Below are 18,205 nucleotides of genomic sequence, written 5' to 3'. Positions count from 1 at the left end.
GTAGGGTCCATGCTGGCATGGACTCGCCTGGCCCGCAGTCCGACACCAAGGTGCAGAGAGGTCGCTTCGCTCGCAGTTCATGCCAGCATGGATCCTACAGTTTGAGACTTGCTGGCGTCTCTTCCTGGTTTGTGGCAGGAGACAGGTTTGTTTTGATCATGGGTAGCTCCAGGGAGGCGATTCTTGTCAATCCATCCTCACTGAGGCCGAGATAGTCGTGGGTCAGTTTGTAGCCGCCGCTGGTCTCTGGCTGGAGGGTCAGGATGGCCAGGGCATCCTGGTAGAGGATGTCGCGCTTGATTGCTCCCGATGTGCCCTCGTTCCGCAGGGGCAGCATACGCGTGCGTAGCCCACCATAGTGCATGCCGCTGATCATTGACTGCCATTCGATCTTGCGCCGGTCCGAGGGTGCAAGCGCGTTCTGCAAGGGCGTACACACAAACTGGTAGATGCGTGGTGTTCTCGCCGAGTTGGCCTGCGCTGAGACCCCGTATGAGAAATGCACATCTCCTGAAAGCACCAGGGCGGTGCCTGGATCTTGCTCAAGGAGTTGGAGCAGACGTTGCCAACTGCGGGCGTAGAGCGGCCAGTGATCGAAGCTGGCCTTGCGCGCTACTGTCAGTTGCCGATGTGCGAACCAATTTCCTATGCGTTTGAGCAAGCCTGATTGAGTATGCCAGGGACGTAGGCCGGAGAGATATTCAATCATACCAATGAGCGGGGGAAGGAGCAGGGGAACTGAGGAGACCAGGAGCGTTACTGGTGAGGGATTGCTCGCCAACCACTGTTGAAGCTCGCCCATCTGTTGTTCGCCCATGATGGCGGTGGGCGCGTAGAGTGCTTCATCAGACGAGGTGAGCTGCGCGGTCCGCTCCGTGCGCGTGTTGGTGACAAAGATCGCGGGCTGCGTGGCAACGGTGTAGTGCCAGGGCAGAGTTGTGGCGCTGGTGAGCGCGGTACGTACGCAGGCTCGTAGATCATCCAGGCAATCACTGCCACTCTGAAGCGCGGCCTGTGTCACATCCAGGAGTGGGTGTGTCAGCTTAGCGCCGGGTAGCAGATTGCCCCAGCCCTGGTAGAGCCAGTAGGCGACCAGCCCATCCACAATCGTCTGCTCTTGCCCCTGGCGTAGGGCCTCTTCTTGCCAGTTAGGCTCCGCGTTCCAGTTGTTGGTAATCTCGTGGTCATCGAAAAGCATGAATGTTGGCAGTGCCGCCAGGGCCTGGCGTACATCCTCGTGCGAGGACCAGGCATGCTGATAGAGCAGGGCGAACTCCTCGAAGCGCGAGGCTCCCTGGGCCAGTTCGGGCTGACGCGCCACCAGGCTGGGTGATGGCTGATCCGCATAGATCTGGTCGCCGATCATTAGCAGCAGGTGGGGCCATTCCTGCTCGCGCTGCTCGCTATGTTCTCTAAGCCAGCGGCCAAAGGCGGCGAGCGTATCCTTCTCGGGTTGGTCAAGCTTGCGACAGGAGCCATATGCCACCCGTAGCGGCTGTTTGTTTGCCTCTCCAGGCGCCGCAAAGGTACGAAATCCTTGCCAGAGAGCGGGCTGCGTAGCATTACCGTCATCAGCCTCATCCTCTACATGTAAGGCGTAGGTATACCAGGTTGAGGGTTGCAGGCCGCTCAGGCGCGCGGAGAGATAGGCATGTCCGCCTGCCAGGAGTGTGCTAGCGGTGACCTGGACCGTTTCTGCCTCCAGGTTATGTAAGGGGGCGGCGCTAACGATAACCTCGCAGGGGCGCGCGAACTCCGCCCAGATAACGACCTCGCTCGCCGTTATGGCGCGTACGATTGGACCAATCAGCGGAAGGGCCATAGAATGTAATCCATCCTCTCATCGATAGCATATGTTCAAATAGCGCTCGAATGTGCTTCAGCTTATATTACGCCTGGCTACGTTATTGGCGCAAGCAGGGTCATACTCTTACATAAGACAGTGGTGAAATATCTTGGACGTATATGGTGTACTGTGGTGCAATCTGGTATATAACTGGTAGTTTTGGCCCCTTTGAGCCGTTCTTTCTGACAAAGTATTCAGCGACTTCGCGGAAAATCGCGCTAAAGCTGGATAGAATGAAGACTCTTTCATAAAAAGATCTCTGTCAGGGAAGGGAAAAGAAGCCGGTCCTGCTATACTTGGATGAAGGCTGGAATGGCTTTACAAGGGGAATCGCCCATAAGCGCCATATACGCAGGCATGAGGAGTATGCCTGCGTACGCTGGTTCTTTATTGACGGCAAAGCGCGATAGTATGGTATACTTTGAGGCGATGTTCTAGAGCTATTTGTATTTCATTTTCCATATGTACTAACAATGTAAAACAGATATTACATCCTTTTGTACGGAAAGCTTGTAATATCCCGCACTTGTAGTATAAGATTTGCATAAGAGGATTGACGAGCGAGCAGGCAAAGCAAGCAGGCCTTATAGATTGATAGGTGAGGACGGGGAAGACAATCCCTCTTGTTCCTGAGAATAGATTGTGTGGAGTCACCAGGATAACTATGGATGTGAGAACAAATACATCAGCGGTCGAAGAATCGGCGATCATTGAGCGTGTTGTGCGTATTGTGATGAGCGTACGGGACGCGAAACCCAACTATGCTCTGCTGGCGGCAGAGCTAGAGCCGGCTATTCCCTTTGATGTGTTTGGCGTAGTGTTGTTGCGGCATGATCGCGAAGCGGTGCGTGTAGCGGTGTGTCGTCGTGAGGAGGGCGAGTGGCGCGTTTTTCCCCATCAGCACCCGGTAAAGGACTCCATGTTAGAGCGCGTGCTGGCCTCGCCCATGCTCATGGTAAACGACTATCCTGAAGGGCAGGAGGGGCCACCGGGAGAAACGGGAGACGCGCTCAGCGGGCATCCTCAACTGCGCTCAACCGTGATCGCTCCACTGGTTCTGGAGGATCAGCGTGTCCTGGGTACGCTCGAACTGGGTAGCTCGATCCCTAATACCTATGTCGATGAAACCCTGCAACGCCTGATTGGTGCCGTGGCACGTGTGCTGGCGGCGGCGATTGAGCGGGCGCAACTGGGTGGGAGCGCGGCCATCTTTGATCGTCAACGCCAGGCGCTTAAAGACGTGACCCGTGCCCTGACGCTGCGTATCGACCTGCCAACGATCCTGAACCAGATTGTCGAAGGCATTGCCAAAGCCTTAAACGTCTCGTCTGCCATCATTATGCTGGAGCAGCGCGACGCAGCGCTACGCCTGGAGGCGCAGGTGGGACTTGATGCGACCCAGTTTGAGGAGAATGTGCGGCAGAAAAAGCTAAGCGATGCCTGTATCCTCAGTCAGACCCTTCGCCAGCGGACCCCGCATGTCTCGGATGATATTTCGCGTGATGAGCGCTTCCCCGCTAGCTGTTTCTTCGCCGAAGAACTTGGCATGCATTCTATTTTATGTTATCCCCTTATCACAGGCACAACGGTGCTTGGTGCGCTCTTGCTCTGCTCGCCTGAAGCTGGCGGTTTTACCCCGCTCAAGGTCGAAATCCTCTCGCTCTTCGCCAATCAGGCGACCTTCGCAATCCATAATGGAATGATGCTCGAATCAGCTCATCAACGCAGCCGCTTCCGGCAGGCGCTTGAGCAGTTTGAGTTTGCTTATCGCCAGCGCCAGCAGGATGCATATATCAATAATGGGCATGGAGAGGTCCAAGGTGCTGAGGAGATGGCCCTCTTTGAGCGCCTGCGCGAGGAGACCGAGCGCTCCTATGGGGTAAGCCTGGATAGCGTGCTACGCTTTGTGGGCGAGTTTCTATTGACCAATAGCGAACTGAATTTACAGGCCATGATCCATGCCGAACAGGGCCTGGGTATGGAGAGTAGAGCGCTTTCCGAAGCCGTGACAGTATCTGAGACATCAATCGCTCTCGATGAAGAGATGCATTCGGCGGAGCGGCTCAAATTCTCCGTCGAGCATGAGGGACAGGGGGAGGAGTCGGACGCCATGCATTGGCTCACCCAGGCGGCCGAGGATGCCCTGCGCGGCACGGGGATGCTCGGCGAGCTAAGCCCCCTCATAGTGCGTGAGAATGGCAAAGACGATGCCTGGCTGGCGGTGGACCTGGATGGTCATTGTATTTTTATGAATCCTGCCGCGCAGGCCTTGTGTGATATGCAATTATCAGGAAGCATGACCGCGCTCAATGCCGTCTATAACGCCTACAACTCCTACGAGCAGCGACTCTGGCTCTCGCGTCGCCAGCAACCAGAGGTCACCACGCTGGAGAGTGCCTTCGCCAAGCTCATGCCTCGCATGCGCAACGTGGACGAGGTGCGTCACTACCTGCATGACTTTACCCAGGGCACGAGTGAGACCCAGGAACTGCGCTGTATCCTGGCTGCCCGTCCGCTGCCCCAGGAGGGTGGTGAGAAGGGTGGTGGGAACTGGGGGCGGGCCAGGCGTGAGCTGGAAGGTAACTCCAACGATCACCACTATCACCTGACACGCCACGAACTGCGTAATCGCGATGGTCACTTGATTGCCTATGTCTTGCAGGTGCGGGATGTGACGGAGCAGGCCCGTGATGAGCATAACCGCTCGGCCCTGCTCTCCTCGGTCTCACATGACCTGCGCACGCCGCTCACAACGATCAAAGCGGCGGTGACCGGCCTGCTCCAGGAGGATCTAGAGTGGGACGAAACGGATCGGCGTATCTTGCTGCAAGATATCGAGAACGAAACGGATCACCTGACCGTCCAGGTCAACGCCCTGGTCGAGCTTTCACGCATCGAAATGGGTGCCCTGGTCTTACAGCGGACCTGGTGTGATGTCGTTGAAGTCATTTATGGGGCCTTAAACAAGCTGACACGGATTGTGGAGGCGCACCGGGTCAATGTGGTGATGCCTGAAGGTATGCTTATGGCCTACGTTGATCATGTGCAACTGGAACGCGTATTTTATAATCTTATAGAGAACGCCGCGCGTCATAGTCCCAGGCAAAGTGTCATTACTGTGCAGGCAGACAATGCTGGGGATTTTTTGCGCGGCGCGGTTATCGGCTACAGCAAGAGTGGTATTCCTGAAGAAGAGAGCGAACGTGTCTTCACTGCCTTTTATAGCTCGCGCACTTACGGCAATGGTTTAAGCCTCGCGATTTGTAAAGGGATTGTGGAGGCACACCAGGGGAAGATCTGGGTCGAAACTGTCCAGGAAGAGTCTTCAGGTGAGCAGGGGAGGCTTCCTGAAGATGGGGCACACGAAGGCACGGGCCTGAGTTTCGTTTTTACCTTGCCCCTGCATCCATAGCCGGGGCAGATACATTCCCACCAAATTCTCTAACTCTGTTGAGGAAACAGGCCACTAAAAAGTATCTCAGGGAGAGGCAACATGAGAGCGAAAGGGAAGCGCATACTCGTTGTAGATGACGAAGAGCCTATACAAAGGGTGCTTCGGAAGAACTTGCTGGCCGGTGGGTATGACGTATTCGTGGCTGGAGACGGACGAGAGGCGCTTGAGATGGTCAAACTGCACCAGCCAGACCTTATTCTTCTCGACTTGTGCATGCCTGGCGAGTTAGATGGCCTGGACGTATGTGTCGAGGTCCGTCATCGCGGGCAGAAGCCGCCCATTATTGTCCTCTCCGCGATGAGCGAAGAGCGGCAAAAGGTGCGGGCGCTCGACCTGGGAGCCGATGATTACCTGACCAAGCCCTTTGGTAGCGAAGAGTTAATGGCGCGTGTACGAGCCTGCCTGCGTCGCTCGCAATCGAACGAAGGCGAGGAGATACAGCAGGTGCCTGAGTTGCTCATCAGCGAGGATGGCTATCTCTACATGGACCTGGCGCGGCGCCTGGTGAAGGCTGGCAACAACGAAGTTCGTCTGACTCCGACCGAGTTTGAACTCTTGAAACAATTGATGCTCTGTGCGGGTAAGGTCTTGACGCATCGCGCGCTCCTGCGCGCAGTCTGGGGACCTGAATATGGCGAAGAAGCCGATTACCTGCGCGTCTATGTACGGCAGTTGCGCTTAAAAGTAGAGGCGAAGCCCTCTCATCCGCGCTACATCATTACCGAGCCTGGGATTGGCTATGTCTTTCGGGGGCAGGTCGAGGTCCGCAACGCCTAAGTGCTTATTCGGAAACCTGAGCGCGCTTGTCCCCGAATGGGAGAAGCGCTCGTCGCGTGAGTGACGTTGGTTTCCAGATAAGAAGTAATCGGTTAAAATCCTTAATGCAATCTTAACGATTTCGGCCCAAAAACCTGTAGCAAGCTGAGCGCGTTTAGTATACACTGTAGGGTATTGGGAATGGTATAAAGGGGAGAGTTGGCCGAAAGCGGATAATGTGCTACAGTGCCTTGACCAATGCACAGGGAGCGTACCTCGATCAACAGGGATATATGTAAGGCCAGGCTTTCGGCTTGAAGGCGTACCGGGGATGCAGGGGAAGGTGGGAGTAATGATGCTCCAGACCTGACGCATTATACAAAAAGGCAAAAAGACAAAAAGGCAAAAAGACGCTAATAATCTATTATTGAATGCTATTGCAAAACGCAACAATTACAGACGCAACTGCTTGTAAGGATCAAGAATGGGGCCTTACAAGCTAGTCGGCAAAGGAAACTAGGGACACATGGAGCAGCAAGACCGCATCATGGACGGAGACCTGCAAACGCTAGGACTCCAATCCATACTCAAAATGCTTGCGCTGAGTGAAAAGACGGGCAAGTTATTCGTATCATCTGGCTCGGATACGCTCTCGATCAGCCTGCGAAAGGGAAAGATCGTCGGGCTACACGAGGAAGGGGTACCACAACCAGATCTACTAGGCATGCTTTGCCTGATCAATAAACTTGATCCTCCTCGCGCCCAGGCAGTACATGAGATAGCTCGTGGCAATGTGCAAATGTCGTTGCAACTGCTCGTCGAGCGTGGATGGATGCCCGCCAGCGAGATGCAGCGTCGGTTGGAATTTGCCGTGACGCAGTCGATTAGCCACGCGATGCGCTGGGTCAATGGGCGTTTCTCGTTTCATCGTCAACTCCTGCCAATGGATACAGCCATGCAGCCTCTGGATGTCGATTCCATCTTACTGGAGGCACTGCGCCAGGCCGATGAGTGGGAGACGATTGTCTCTGAGAGTGTGACTCAACTTACCCGTACCACGGTTGCTCGCTGGTCGCCCGAGGTCAAGCGTGACCTGCGCAGCCTGGGCCTGGGCCAGGAGTCGATTGAGATTCTCTGTCTCTGCAATGGCGAAATTCCTTTACAGGCTATCGCTTTTGTCGAGATGATGCCGGAGGCCAGAGTAGTGCAGAGCATGATGCAGCTCCTGGAACTGCACCTGATCGAAGTCGTCGACACAGCCCTGGAAAACGACCTCCAACGCGACCTCTCGAACATCATTATTCGCTGTCAGACAACGCTCCAGCGTTACCGCGAGGTAACGAACGTCGAACAGCTCCTGTTAAGCCTCATTAAAGCGCTCTGTGACTGCGTGAACGAATTATTTGTGCATCATGGCAGCTTCGCGCGTAGCCTGCGTGGGCGAGGACAGTTGCAACAGGTCGAGATCATGCGCTTTATCGAGCGCCGCTTTGTGCCACTGCTCCATGATCTGGCCAGGCACCAGTTCCCCATCCTTGAGACCGCGACCTTTGTCAGTGGACAGCTTGATTGTAGTGATATACTTACCCTCAATAAAGTCGTCAAGGGCGAGCAACTGGAAGAGTTTTATGGCGAGGCGGTCCTGGGCCTCTCAGCCTTCCTGCGCATGGTCTTTGATGCGCTGGTCAAAGATGAGGTAGGCAACTCCCATATGGGACGGCAGATCGCCATGGCCTGGCGTGTCCTTCTCTCCGAGATCGACGCCGAAATCCAAAAGTACCAGTTCTATCGCGCGCAAAAGAATGTTCAACGGACCAGGGGCCAGCAGGTACAGCAGATGCAGCCGGGTGCTCCGTTTGGTATTATCCAGGATAACCGTGTGGCGCAGAACGAGGGAGAGTTCTGGTCACCAGAAACGCAAAGGAGGACCATTTGATGGCAGCGGATCAACCTACAGTACTGGTGGTGGATGACAGTCCAACCGTGCGCAAGATTGTGCAGATGACATTGCAGAGGGAGAACATTCGCGTGATTACCGCGAGTGATGGCCTGAGTGCTCTGACCTCGGTTGCAGACGAGATGCCAGCCGTAATTCTGCTCGATATCCAGCTTCCTCGTATGGATGGGTACCATATTTGCCAGATTATACGTAAAAGCTTGCAGTTTCGCCAAATTCCAATTATTATGCTCAGTGGGAAAGACGGTTTGTTCGACAAAATGCGAGGCCGCCTGGCAGGTTCGACTGAATACCTGACTAAGCCTTTCGACTCCGCCGAACTGGTGCAGACAGTTAAAAAGCACCTGGTGAACTGGGAGGAACGTATGCCAGCCCGCCAGGAGCAGATGCGCCCACGCACGAGATACCGTCGAGGCTGATAATACCAGTAGATATCTGTGTTTAGTTTTACCGATCTTTGCTCATCTTGAACTCATCAGGTAAAGGCAAACACGGTATTATAGCCTTAAACTCCCATCACACTGGTATGGTATGTTTAGGAAAGGTTATAATAGGATGCCTGGGCAGAAAGTACTCGTTGTGGATGATAGTTGGACAGAGTTGACGATGATTGTGGCACCATTGCGCAATAGCGGCTTTGAAGTAGTGACGGCGGTAGATGGTGACGAGGCCTTCGAGAAGGTATTCAAAGAGCGCCCGCAATGCATCGTTCTGGATGTAGTGCTCCCAAAGCAGAATGGGTTCCAGGTTTGCCGAAAGCTCAAAAGTATGGAGGTAAGCCGACACATTCCGATCATCCTGCTAACGAGCAAGAATACGCCGTTAGATCGGTCGTGGGGCTTGCGGCAAGGCGCAGATATGTACCTCACGAAACCATTCAAGGAAGAAGAGCTGGTTGCGAGCGTGCGCCGTCTCGTCTAGAGACGGGTGCATTGAGAAGAGCAAAATCGGAAGAGCTTGAAACGAAAAGATGACATGAGCGCTACTCTGTGCTTTTTGTCACACGGGGAGTGGTTTAGTGTCCAGCGATAAGCAAAATTTGTTACAACGCGATAGGCTTGCTGCCATTCAACAATTACGTGAGCGCATGGTTTCAGCGACCTCCATGCAGGCCGCAACTGGTATGCCCGGAACGGAAAGTGCCCCCACGGTTGTTGGTGAGCAATATCTGGTCTTCTCTATCGAGAACTTTGAGTTCGCTGTGAAGGCTGGTCAGGTACAAGGTGTGGAGCGCCTCGGCGAACTTACTCCTGTGCCCAATGTCGCGGCGTGGGTAAAGGGCGTGATGAACTTGCGTGGCTCAATTATTTCTGTAGTTGATTTACGCCAGTTTCTAGAGCTAGGGGTATCATCGCCTACCGCGCGCACGCGTCTGTTGTCGTTGCAGGAAAATGACATGGTAATTAGTTTCATTGTTGATAGCGTGAGCGAGATGCTTCCCATCCCTGATACGGCTATTCTCAATGGAAATATGCGCCAGGCTACTCTTCCCCATTGGGCAGCCCCCTATGCTGCTGGGTGTGCGTTGTTGTCGAATCGCGTGCTGGTTTTACTGGATGTGGCACGCCTACTCTTCTCCGAAAAAATGCAGCGCTATGAAGCCATAGGCTAACGGGTCCATGGTGTCCAGCTTGAGGTCGATCGTAAATTTCTAGGAGGTCTGGCGGATGAATCCTGATCGCAACAAGGGGTCTGTCGACGGTATCATGCAGTGGAGTATAGTTAGTTCACTGCTTGTCACGTTGCTGGCCTTCGTGGTCTTAATCATAGTATCTCTACAACAAGCAAACGGCGGCTCTCTGTTTGGCTGGATTATTGGGGTTGCCATTGTTGTGTTGCTCACTATCGGCGTTATTAATTATTTAATGCAGAGGCGTATTAAAGATCGTGTGCAATCCCTGGTAGAAGTCTGTCGCGAATATGCGAATGGAGATCGCAGCGCGCGCGTGGCGGTCAGCGGAGATGACGACTTTGCTGTCCTGGCCATGTCCATTAATTCCTTGCTTGAGCAGCCAGGCGCGGGCGGCAATGCCAGCCTGGGAAGCGCCGGTAGCGATGCCGCGGCCCTACAGGCGCAGATTGAGAAGCTGCTGCAAGAGGTAAGCGCAGTTGGTGATGGCGATCTTCGCGTACAAGCTGAGGTAACTCCAGATACACTGGGTGTGTTGGCGGACTCATTTAACTATATGATCGAAGAGCTTGCGAAGGTCGTCGGACGCGTGCAGTCAACGGCGGTGCAGGTCACGAATGCGACCCGCCGTATTCTGGATCGCTCCAATGAACTGACCCAGGCCTCCGAGGCCCAGGTGGCGCAGATCTCGCAGACAACCGAGGCCGTTGAGGCCCTGGCCGTCTTCATTCAAAACGTCGCCAAAAACGCTCAGCAGAGCGTGGAGGTATCGCAGCAGGCGCTGCGTAACGCTACAGCCGGCCAACAGGCCGTGCGTCAGACGATTGAAGGTATGATGCTCATTCGTGAGAACGTGCAGGATACCGCGAAGAAAATTAAACGCCAGGGTGAGCGCTCCAACGAGATCGGCGAAATTGTGCGTATCATCGAAGATATCGCTGATCAGACAAACTTGCTGGCGCTGAACGCCGCTATTCAGTCTGCGATGGCTGGTGAGCATGGTCGCGGTTTCGCGGTCGTTGCCGATGAGATCCGCCTCCTGGCTGAGCGTTCGACCGAGTCAACCAAGCGTATCGCGACTCTGGTCAAGAGTATTCAGGGCGATACCTACGAAGCGGTTGTCGCTATGGAAGACAGCACACAAGAGGTTGTCAAAGGCTCACAGCTCGCGGATAATGTCGAACGTTCATTGAACTCTATCTACGCTGACGTTGAGCGCCAGGCGCAGATGATTGAGAACATCGCCCACGCCGCGAACGAGCAGACAACTGTCTCTGAGGCGGTGGCGGTGGCCATGGGTCGCATCTCTGAAATCACGCGTCAGACGGACGCTGGTACCCAGGAGGCCGCGGTCAGCGTGAGCTACCTGGCGGAACTGGCGGAACAACTGCGCGCATCGGTGTCGACCTTCCGCTTGCCTGAGCACGCTAATGAGGCCGCGGGTGGCTCCTTCCCCAGCATGCCTTCGCTCGCTGAATTGCCCTCGGGCAACGATGGCTTCGGTGTGCCCGGCATCGCCGGTCCTGGTGGTGATATGGGTTGGGGCGACAACCAGGGCTTCCCTAATGCCTTCCCGCCTCTGCCTGAGCCGGACAACGACTCACTGATTGCGCTGGGCTCGCGCTCCGGTGCCAACGGCTTTAATAGTCAGCCTGACTTCGGCGATCCTATGGGTGGCTTTGGTCAGCCCGACCAGTTCGGCTATAATGGACAGCAAGGCTTTAATAGCCAGCAGGGTTTTAACGGACAGCAAGGCTTTAATAGCCAGCAAGGCTTCAACGGACAGCAGGGTTTTAACGGACAGCAAGGCTTTAATAGCCAGCAAGGCTTCAACGGACAGCAGGGTTTTAACGGACAGCAAGGCTTTGGCGACTTCGGTGGTGGTATGGAGAACTCAGGAGGATTGAATAATGGCTTTGGGCGTCCTCAGACCTCACTGCCAGGCATTGGCGCCCCGAATTCGGGTGCCTTCCCAATGCCACCCAATACCCCTCCCGGGTCCTTCTCTCAGCCTGGTTTCCAGGGTCCTGCCTCACTACCCGGCTATCCGCAAGACCAGCCTAATGGGCAACAGCGGCAGCCACAACAGCCGCGCTGGTCATCAAGCGAGCAGAATCCCGACCAGTATCGCTTCGGTCAGGATCAACCGCCCTTCCAGCGATAACGGCTACGTGCTTGTAGTGAAAAGCAATATATAGCAGATCAGTGTTAGGTGGCCTCTCCACATGGGGAGTTCACCTAACGCTGCGATAGTTAAGTGGGTAAGCGCAACATGTCGAATACATTTGATAAACTATCCGTCCTTGATTCGTTTATCGAAGAGGTGAATAGCTATCTGCCAGAAATCGAGAAGAACCTGGAGAAACTAGCCCTTTCACCAAACGACATGGATGCCCTTGAAGAAACATACCGGCGAACGCACACAATCGGTGGCTCCGCTTCCATGATGGACTTCCCGGGTCTGGCTCACGTCGCTCATGGAATGGAAGATATCTTAGGTGATGCTTTAGATGGTTTAACGACACTCGATGAGCCTACGCTAGGTCTACTGCATCGTTCGTTAGGTCGGTTGCATCAACTCTTAGAGGGTATCCGTAACGGGATTGATGAGGATGCGATTATTGCGGAGGATGATGCGGACTATGCGCGCTATCGAGCCATGGTGGACGCCTCAAGCGAGGTTCCCACACCACAGGCGACGGGCGCTCATAAGTTCTCGCTAGAGGAGATGGCGCCGTTTACGACGACATCCCAGAGCTACGATCCGGGATACCAAGCGTTTGGTATTCCTGTGCCGCCGACAACTCCAAGTGCGGCCCCCATGCCATCTTTTGATGAAGTGTTGGAGTCGTTCCGCACTCCCAGTACTTCGTCCAATGATGATCTTGCGTGGCCAGAGGCGTTCTCCTCGCCCGCACAACCTGTAGAGCCTGCCCAGGCTCCTCAACCGCCTGCCCCGCTCTTTACACCGCCAGCGCAGGGGCAGCCTACCTCGTCGTCGTCTTCATCCAGTGCGCTGGAAGAGCTGATGGCCTCGATGCGCTCAATGCCGTCTGCACCGCCGCAGACACCCTTTGCGGTCTCTCCCCCCTCCTATGAAGAGTCACAACAGCCTCAGTTTGTGGAGGAGGAGACGCCAGAGGCTTATACTTCGTGGCAGTCAGACATGAGCGGTGTGGCAAGCAATGAGGATGTGGTACAGCCCAATCTCTCGGATCTGGCAAACTTTGCGCAGGTCGAGGTTGAGCAGTGGCCCCTGGTACCAGAGCAGTCGACGCCCGCCAACTCGGCCACGCCAACGTTCCAGGCTGAAGAGTTGCCCATCCATTATGTATCACCCACGCCTGAGCCGGCGCCCGCGCAGCTTGAACCACAATATACTCAACAATACCCGCCTTTCGTTCCTGAATCACAGATACCGCAGCCTGCTTCCCTGTCCCTGGCTCATGCTGGTTCGCTGCCACAGAGCTATGAGCAAGCGCAACGCGAGGCACAGAATCTCCTTTCCCAGGTTGCTTCGCTACAGGAGGTCATCGCCCAGCTACGCGACTCCATTGAGATTATCGAGGAGCAGCGCAAGGAGTTCCGTGGCTTCCTGGATGGCTCTAAGGATGCGCTTGATCGCATGGAGGATTGGGCCGGACGCGCCATGGGCCTGAACCTGCGCAATAGTCCTGAGCAGGTGCGGCGCTATCTCCCACTGTCAGTAATGTGGGTCTCTAATAGCAAGCTGAAGAAGGTACTGGAGCGTCTGAAACATATCTCGGGTGGCGTTGAGACCACCGATGAGCAGGTTCAGGGTACCATTTCACAACTGCAAGCCTCGATAGAGTCCTGTGGGTTGGCCTTCCAACAGTTGCAGGTGCGCTTCCAGCAGGCCCAGAATGTGCCTGTCTTCAAGCAAGATGCCGGCTGGACTCCCTGGGAGATGCAGAACAATGCTCAGCCGGAGACGGTACGCGAGCGCGTTGTCTTCGAACGCCAGGGCGATATGCAATCCTTGCGAGCTGAGATCGCGGCCCAGGTGCGTGAGGAGCTTGAACACGAGATCCGCGAGGAGATGCGTCGCGAGTATGAGAGCAAGGCGTCCCAGCCTTCCGTGAGTGGCTCTCAGGCGACCGCATTCCCACGAACAAACGAGTCCATTCCAGACCTTGAGCATCGCCTACGCAACGAGATCGAGATCCAGGTGCGCCAGGAGTTCCTGAGCCAGATTTCAACCATGGAACCATCCGCCCTGGGTGGCGCTCCTGAAGCTTCCGCCCGCGAGGCTCATGCCTCGTCTCCGGCAAACTTTCAGGATCGGGCACGTCAATCGCTGGGAGGCGAAGTCACGATGCCCTCAAGGTCCCAGCCAGCGGTGCCACCACAGCCACAGCCCTCGCGCTCGGCCCCCGCACCCAAGCCTGCTCCTCCAGCGCCCGCGCCAGCTCAGTCCTTTGGAGCTGAGTTCGCCGATGAGGCAGCGGAGATCTTCCGCATGGAGGCTGAAGAGCATCTCCAGAGTATCAGTGTCCACGTGGCAGCCCTGGAGAATGATCCCAATAACAGCGAATTGATCCAGGGTATTCGCCGTGCCATGCATACGCTCAAGGGCGCGGCCGGCATGATGGGCTTCCGCGCCATTGCCGATCTCTCACATGCCTCTGAGGATCTACTGGATAGCATTATGGAGGGGACCACACAGATCACGTCGAAAGTGGTTAGCGTGATCCTGGATACCGCCGAGACGCTGGATAGCATGGTCTCCCACCTGGATGCATCGCTTAGCTCTGATGAGACGCGAGCGCAGTCACTACGGGCGCGTTACTCCGAGCTTCTGGGTGGACACACCCCTTCGACTGCTATAGAGGAAGATCTGAGCGAGTACGAGGATCAGCCGGCGAGCGATGTCGCCTTCTCCTCCAGCGTGGTGGGCGAGGATGAGCCCATCACTGGCGAGCTTGGCGCGACGCGTACGGCGCGTAGCGACCTGAATGTGCGTGTACGCCTGCAAAAACTGGATGAACTGGTCAATCTCTTCGGCGAGCTGCTGGTCAACCGTAGCGTGCTGGAAGAACGCATTCAGCGTCTGATGCGCCTGGTCGCGGACGTAGGTGTCAGTAGCAATCGCCTGCAAGATGTCGGCCAAAAACTGGAGTCGCGCTTTGAGGCTGCAACTCTACCCAGCGGTCGTAAACTTGAGGTTTCCAACAGCGAGGGTGAGCAGGGCCTGGTGCTGGTGAATAACGGCATGCAGCATGCACCTTCGCACCTGGCAGAGTTCGACGAACTGGAGCTTGACCGCTACACCGAGTTCCACCAGCTCACACGTGGTCTGAGCGAAGGCATCTCCGATATGGCAACGCTGAGCACGGAGATGGAGGGTGTCATTCGTGAGTGTGAAAGCGTCTTCGCGCGTGAGAATCGCCTGAGCACAACCTTCCAGGATAGACTGATGAAGGTGCGCCTGGTCCCTTTGGCGACGATGGCCCCGCGCCTCTATAGAGCGGCGCGCGCGGTCGCCCTCAAACAGGGGAAAGATTTTCAGTTCCTGCTCGAAGGCGAGGAGACCGAGGTAGATCGTACAGTGTTCGAAGAGATCTCTGGTCCCCTGCTGCACCTGATGCGTAACGCCGTCAACCATGCCCTGGATCGCCCGGAGGTACGCCAGCAGAAAGGCAAAGCCCCCACGGGTATGATCAAGCTCTCTGCGGGCTATGAGGGTAACCAGGTTGTAATTACGGTGCGCGATGATGGTAAGGGTCTTGATCCAGACATCATTCGCCAGACGGCGATTGAGCGCGGTCTGATCCGCCCTAGCCAGCCTCTGAGTGAGGGTGATGTTATTGACCTGATCTTCCGTCCCGGCTTCTCAACGGCCCAGGTCCTGAGTGAGGAGAGCGGTCGTGGCGTTGGCCTCGACGTGGTACGCGATAGTGTGTCACGCCTGCGGGGAACGCTGGAGGTTGAGTCGGCGCCGGGGCAGGGCACAGCTTTTACCATGAAGTTCCCGACCAGCCTGGCCATTCAGAACGCGATGATGGTGCGTGTGGCGAGCCAGCAGTTCGCGATTCCGACCCTGGTGGTGGAGTCGATTGGACGCCTGGATAGCTTTAAGCGCTCCATGCTTGGCAATCAGCCAGCCGTCTTGATCCGCAACGAGCTTTATCCGTTGCATCTGCTCTCGCAGTATCTCTCGCTGCCAGCCAGCTCGATTGATGATCGCGCACAGTTGCTGATCGTCAATGCTGGCGGTCATCGCATGGCCTTGATTGTCGATGAGATCAAGGGACGCTACGATATCGTGATGAAGAACCTGGGGCCGCACCTGCGCCAGGTTCATGGTATCGCGGGCGCGACAGTCCTTGGTAACGGCCAGGTCGTGTTGATCCTGGAAATGAACAACCTGTTCACAGCCCGTGTCAGGACGGCGAATCCATCGCCTGTTACCAACAGGCAGACTGCCGCGCAACAGCCCCAGGCTATGGCGGCAACAGTACGTCAGAATGTCGATCTGCCGAAGCCGGGACGTGCCACGACATCGATGATGCAACCAGTTGGCCCGGTGAGTAGCGCGTCGGCTGAACGTGGCAAGCATATCCTGGTCGTGGATGATAGTCCCAGCGTGCGCCGCGTCGTCGGTAACATGTTGAAGCAGCATAACTGGGAAATACAGGTGGCCCGCGATGGCGTCGAAGCCCTGGAGATGATCTCCCAGGAGACACCAGCTGCGGTCCTGCTGGATATCGAGATGCCCCGCATGGATGGGTATGAGTTGATCGCGACGGTACGCGCGCAGGAGCAATACCGCACGCTACCACTGGTGGTGCTGACCTCCCGCGCCGCCACAAAGCACCAGCAGCGTGCGATGCAGCTTGGTGCGAGCGCCTACGTGATTAAGCCATACCAGGACGAAGATTTGTTGAATACGCTCAATACGCTGGTCTACGGCGCGCCCGTACGGTAGGGACTAGCTTTAGCGCGTCCGAAGGCGATTAATCGCCTGTAGGCGGAGCCTAAAACGCTTCGTGGCTGTATATCGCGTTAGGGGTTACCTGTTGCTCACAAGAGGCTTTGGCTTGCGCCGAACTGCCATAAATGGCGTTCGGACGCGCTAAAGCTGGTCCCTACCGGTAGGTATGTGCTCCAAGTGATAAAGCAATGTTCGAGAGGAGTGTTACGATGGGGGTCGAACGATCCGTCACTCGTTGGTATGTTGAGCGCCAGATACTGCTGAGCGAGATCTCAGCGCTAGAAGCAAAGCTGACGCCCAACACCAGCAAGGAAGCGAGCGCGAACACAGAGAGCGCGACGCCGTCCCAGGCGGACGAGGTCGCGCAGCAGGTCTCCCAGGCGCAGCAGAAACTGCATATCCTGGGTCCCTGTCCTAAACCCATGATGGGTTAAACGGTATGGCTGCCAGCCAGAGCGACCACCCTTTCAGCGATGCGCTGGCCCATCTCTTTCGTACCCAGGATCTCTTTACCTTCTTCGCGTAGATCCTCCGTACGATACCCCGCCTGAATGCACTGCTCCACCGCGGCCTCAATGGTCGCGGCTTCTTCTTTTAGTCCCAGTGAATGGCGTAGCAACATGGCCGCCGTGAGGATGGCCGCGATCGGGTTGGCCTTGTTCTGGCCCGCGATATCAGGCGCGGAGCCGTGAATAGGCTCATAGAGGCCAAAGATGCCGTGCTCAGTCCGGCGTGTGCCCAGGCTGGCAGAGGGGAGCATACCCATTGACCCGGCGAGCATGGAGGCCTCATCCGTCAGGATATCGCCAAAGAGGTTCTCGGTCACGATCACGTCGAAGCTGGCGGGCCGGCGAATCAGGTGCATGGCGCAGGCGTCGACCAGCAGGTGCTCAAAGGCGACGTCCGGGTAGTCCTTGCTCACCCGCTCAGCCACGCGCCGCCAGAGGACAGACGAGCTGAGAACGTTGGCCTTATCGACCGAGGTGACCTTCTTGCGCCGCTCGCGCGCCAGGTCAAAGGCCACGCGCACAATGCGTTCGATCTCGGCCTCGGTGTAAAGCAGGGTATCAATGGCCTCGTAGCCCTGGGGGGTCTCGCGGATCTCGCTGGGCTTGCCAGGAACGCCTGGCTCCAGGTGCCCATAGTAGAGGCCCCCGGTCAGCTCGCGAACCACGATCAGATCAACGCCCTGGAGAATCTCGGGCTTAATGGATGAGGCATCGAGCATGGCGGGCGAGGGGCGGACCGGGCGCAGATTGGCGAAGAACTGTAGTCCCTTGCGCAGGCGGAAGAGCGCCTCCTCGGGTTTGACCGCCGCGCCGGGTTGAGCGCCACCGACCGCGCCAAAGAGAATGGCATCGCTACCCTGGCAGACGGCCAGAGTTTCATCAGAGATGGCCTTGCCCTCGGCCTCAATGGCGGCCAGGCCTACCAGGCCATACTGGAAATGAAAGCTATGGCCATATTGCTGGGCGATAGCCTGTAAAACGTGAACAGCCTGCTCAGTCACTTCGGGACCAATGCCGTCACCGGGCAGGACCGCGATAGAGTAAGTTCCTTGAGTTCCCAAAATAAAACTCCTTTATGCTTTCGTTGTTACCTGTAAT

At 56.2% G+C, this 18,205-nt stretch carries 10 protein-coding genes and 1 pseudogene; 9 read left to right on the top strand and 2 right to left on the bottom strand.

Features of this window, described 5'->3' with window-relative positions:
* Positions 1-94 precede the first annotated feature (94 nt).
* A complete protein-coding gene (locus tag JMJ04_RS02870) occupies positions 95-1,822 on the bottom strand; it encodes an alkaline phosphatase D family protein (RefSeq protein WP_201369056.1) in 1,728 nt (575 codons plus the stop codon).
* Positions 1,823-2,516: 694 nt separating this feature from the next.
* On the opposite strand from JMJ04_RS02870, the gene JMJ04_RS02865 reads away from it, so the two are divergent.
* The 9 genes and pseudogenes from JMJ04_RS02865 to JMJ04_RS02825 all read left to right on the top strand — a co-directional run bounded on the left by JMJ04_RS02865 (position 2,517) and on the right by JMJ04_RS02825 (position 17,032).
* Entirely contained in the window at positions 2,517-5,258 is a 2,742-nt protein-coding gene (locus JMJ04_RS02865; protein ID WP_201369055.1) for a sensor histidine kinase, read from the top strand.
* 81 nt (positions 5,259-5,339) lie between these two features.
* Entirely contained in the window at positions 5,340-6,077 is a 738-nt protein-coding gene (locus JMJ04_RS02860) for a response regulator transcription factor (protein ID WP_007910455.1), read from the top strand.
* Between the two features lie 505 nt (positions 6,078-6,582).
* The gene (locus tag JMJ04_RS02855; RefSeq protein ID WP_201369054.1) at positions 6,583-7,992 is read left to right on the top strand and encodes a DUF4388 domain-containing protein; all 1,410 of its coding nucleotides are present in this window, start codon (positions 6,583-6,585) and stop codon (positions 7,990-7,992) included.
* A pseudogene (locus JMJ04_RS02850) lies at positions 7,992-8,360 on the top strand (response regulator); the annotation flags it as partial. The gene JMJ04_RS02855 and the pseudogene JMJ04_RS02850, both read left to right, overlap by 1 nt.
* A gap of 208 nt (positions 8,361-8,568) precedes the next feature.
* Positions 8,569-8,934 (top strand): response regulator transcription factor, encoded by a 366-nt coding sequence (locus tag JMJ04_RS02845; protein WP_201369053.1) that lies wholly within the window; start codon positions 8,569-8,571, stop codon positions 8,932-8,934.
* Between the two features lie 97 nt (positions 8,935-9,031).
* The gene (locus JMJ04_RS02840; RefSeq protein WP_201369052.1) at positions 9,032-9,625 is read left to right on the top strand and encodes a chemotaxis protein CheW; all 594 of its coding nucleotides are present in this window, start codon (positions 9,032-9,034) and stop codon (positions 9,623-9,625) included.
* 55 nt (positions 9,626-9,680) lie between these two features.
* A complete protein-coding gene (locus JMJ04_RS02835) occupies positions 9,681-11,807 on the top strand; it encodes a methyl-accepting chemotaxis protein (RefSeq protein ID WP_201369051.1) in 2,127 nt (708 codons plus the stop codon).
* Positions 11,808-11,915: 108 nt separating this feature from the next.
* A complete protein-coding gene (locus JMJ04_RS02830; RefSeq protein ID WP_201369050.1) occupies positions 11,916-16,592 on the top strand; it encodes a hybrid sensor histidine kinase/response regulator in 4,677 nt (1,558 codons plus the stop codon).
* 215 nt (positions 16,593-16,807) lie between these two features.
* Entirely contained in the window at positions 16,808-17,032 is a 225-nt protein-coding gene (locus tag JMJ04_RS02825; protein WP_201369049.1) for a hypothetical protein, read from the top strand.
* Here JMJ04_RS02825 and leuB read toward each other — a convergent pair.
* Positions 17,029-18,168, bottom strand: coding sequence for a 3-isopropylmalate dehydrogenase (leuB, locus tag JMJ04_RS02820; protein ID WP_201369048.1), 1,140 nt, complete (start codon positions 18,166-18,168; stop codon positions 17,029-17,031). The two genes, JMJ04_RS02825 and leuB, sit on opposite strands and share 4 nt — an antisense overlap.
* Positions 18,169-18,205 lie beyond the last annotated feature (37 nt).

The organism is Ktedonobacter robiniae, from assembly GCF_016587375.1.
Taxonomy (GTDB): domain Bacteria; phylum Chloroflexota; class Ktedonobacteria; order Ktedonobacterales; family Ktedonobacteraceae; genus Ktedonobacter; species Ktedonobacter robiniae.
Note: the sequence above shows the minus strand (reverse complement) of the source record. Positions and strands in the feature narration are given on the sequence as shown.

What these genes read in the sequence shown, in the direction of transcription:
- JMJ04_RS02830 (WP_201369050.1), top strand. Translation starts at nt 11,916, where the DNA reads ATGTCGAATACATTTGATAAACTATCCGTCCTTGATTCGTTTATCGAA.
- JMJ04_RS02870 (WP_201369056.1), bottom strand. Translation starts at nt 1,822, where the DNA reads ATGGCCCTTCCGCTGATTGGTCCAATCGTACGCGCCATAACGGCGAGC.
- JMJ04_RS02835 (WP_201369051.1), top strand. Translation starts at nt 9,681, where the DNA reads ATGAATCCTGATCGCAACAAGGGGTCTGTCGACGGTATCATGCAGTGG.
- JMJ04_RS02845 (WP_201369053.1), top strand. Translation starts at nt 8,569, where the DNA reads ATGCCTGGGCAGAAAGTACTCGTTGTGGATGATAGTTGGACAGAGTTG.
- JMJ04_RS02825 (WP_201369049.1), top strand. Translation starts at nt 16,808, where the DNA reads ATGGGGGTCGAACGATCCGTCACTCGTTGGTATGTTGAGCGCCAGATA.
- JMJ04_RS02855 (WP_201369054.1), top strand. Translation starts at nt 6,583, where the DNA reads ATGGAGCAGCAAGACCGCATCATGGACGGAGACCTGCAAACGCTAGGA.
- JMJ04_RS02860 (WP_007910455.1), top strand. Translation starts at nt 5,340, where the DNA reads ATGAGAGCGAAAGGGAAGCGCATACTCGTTGTAGATGACGAAGAGCCT.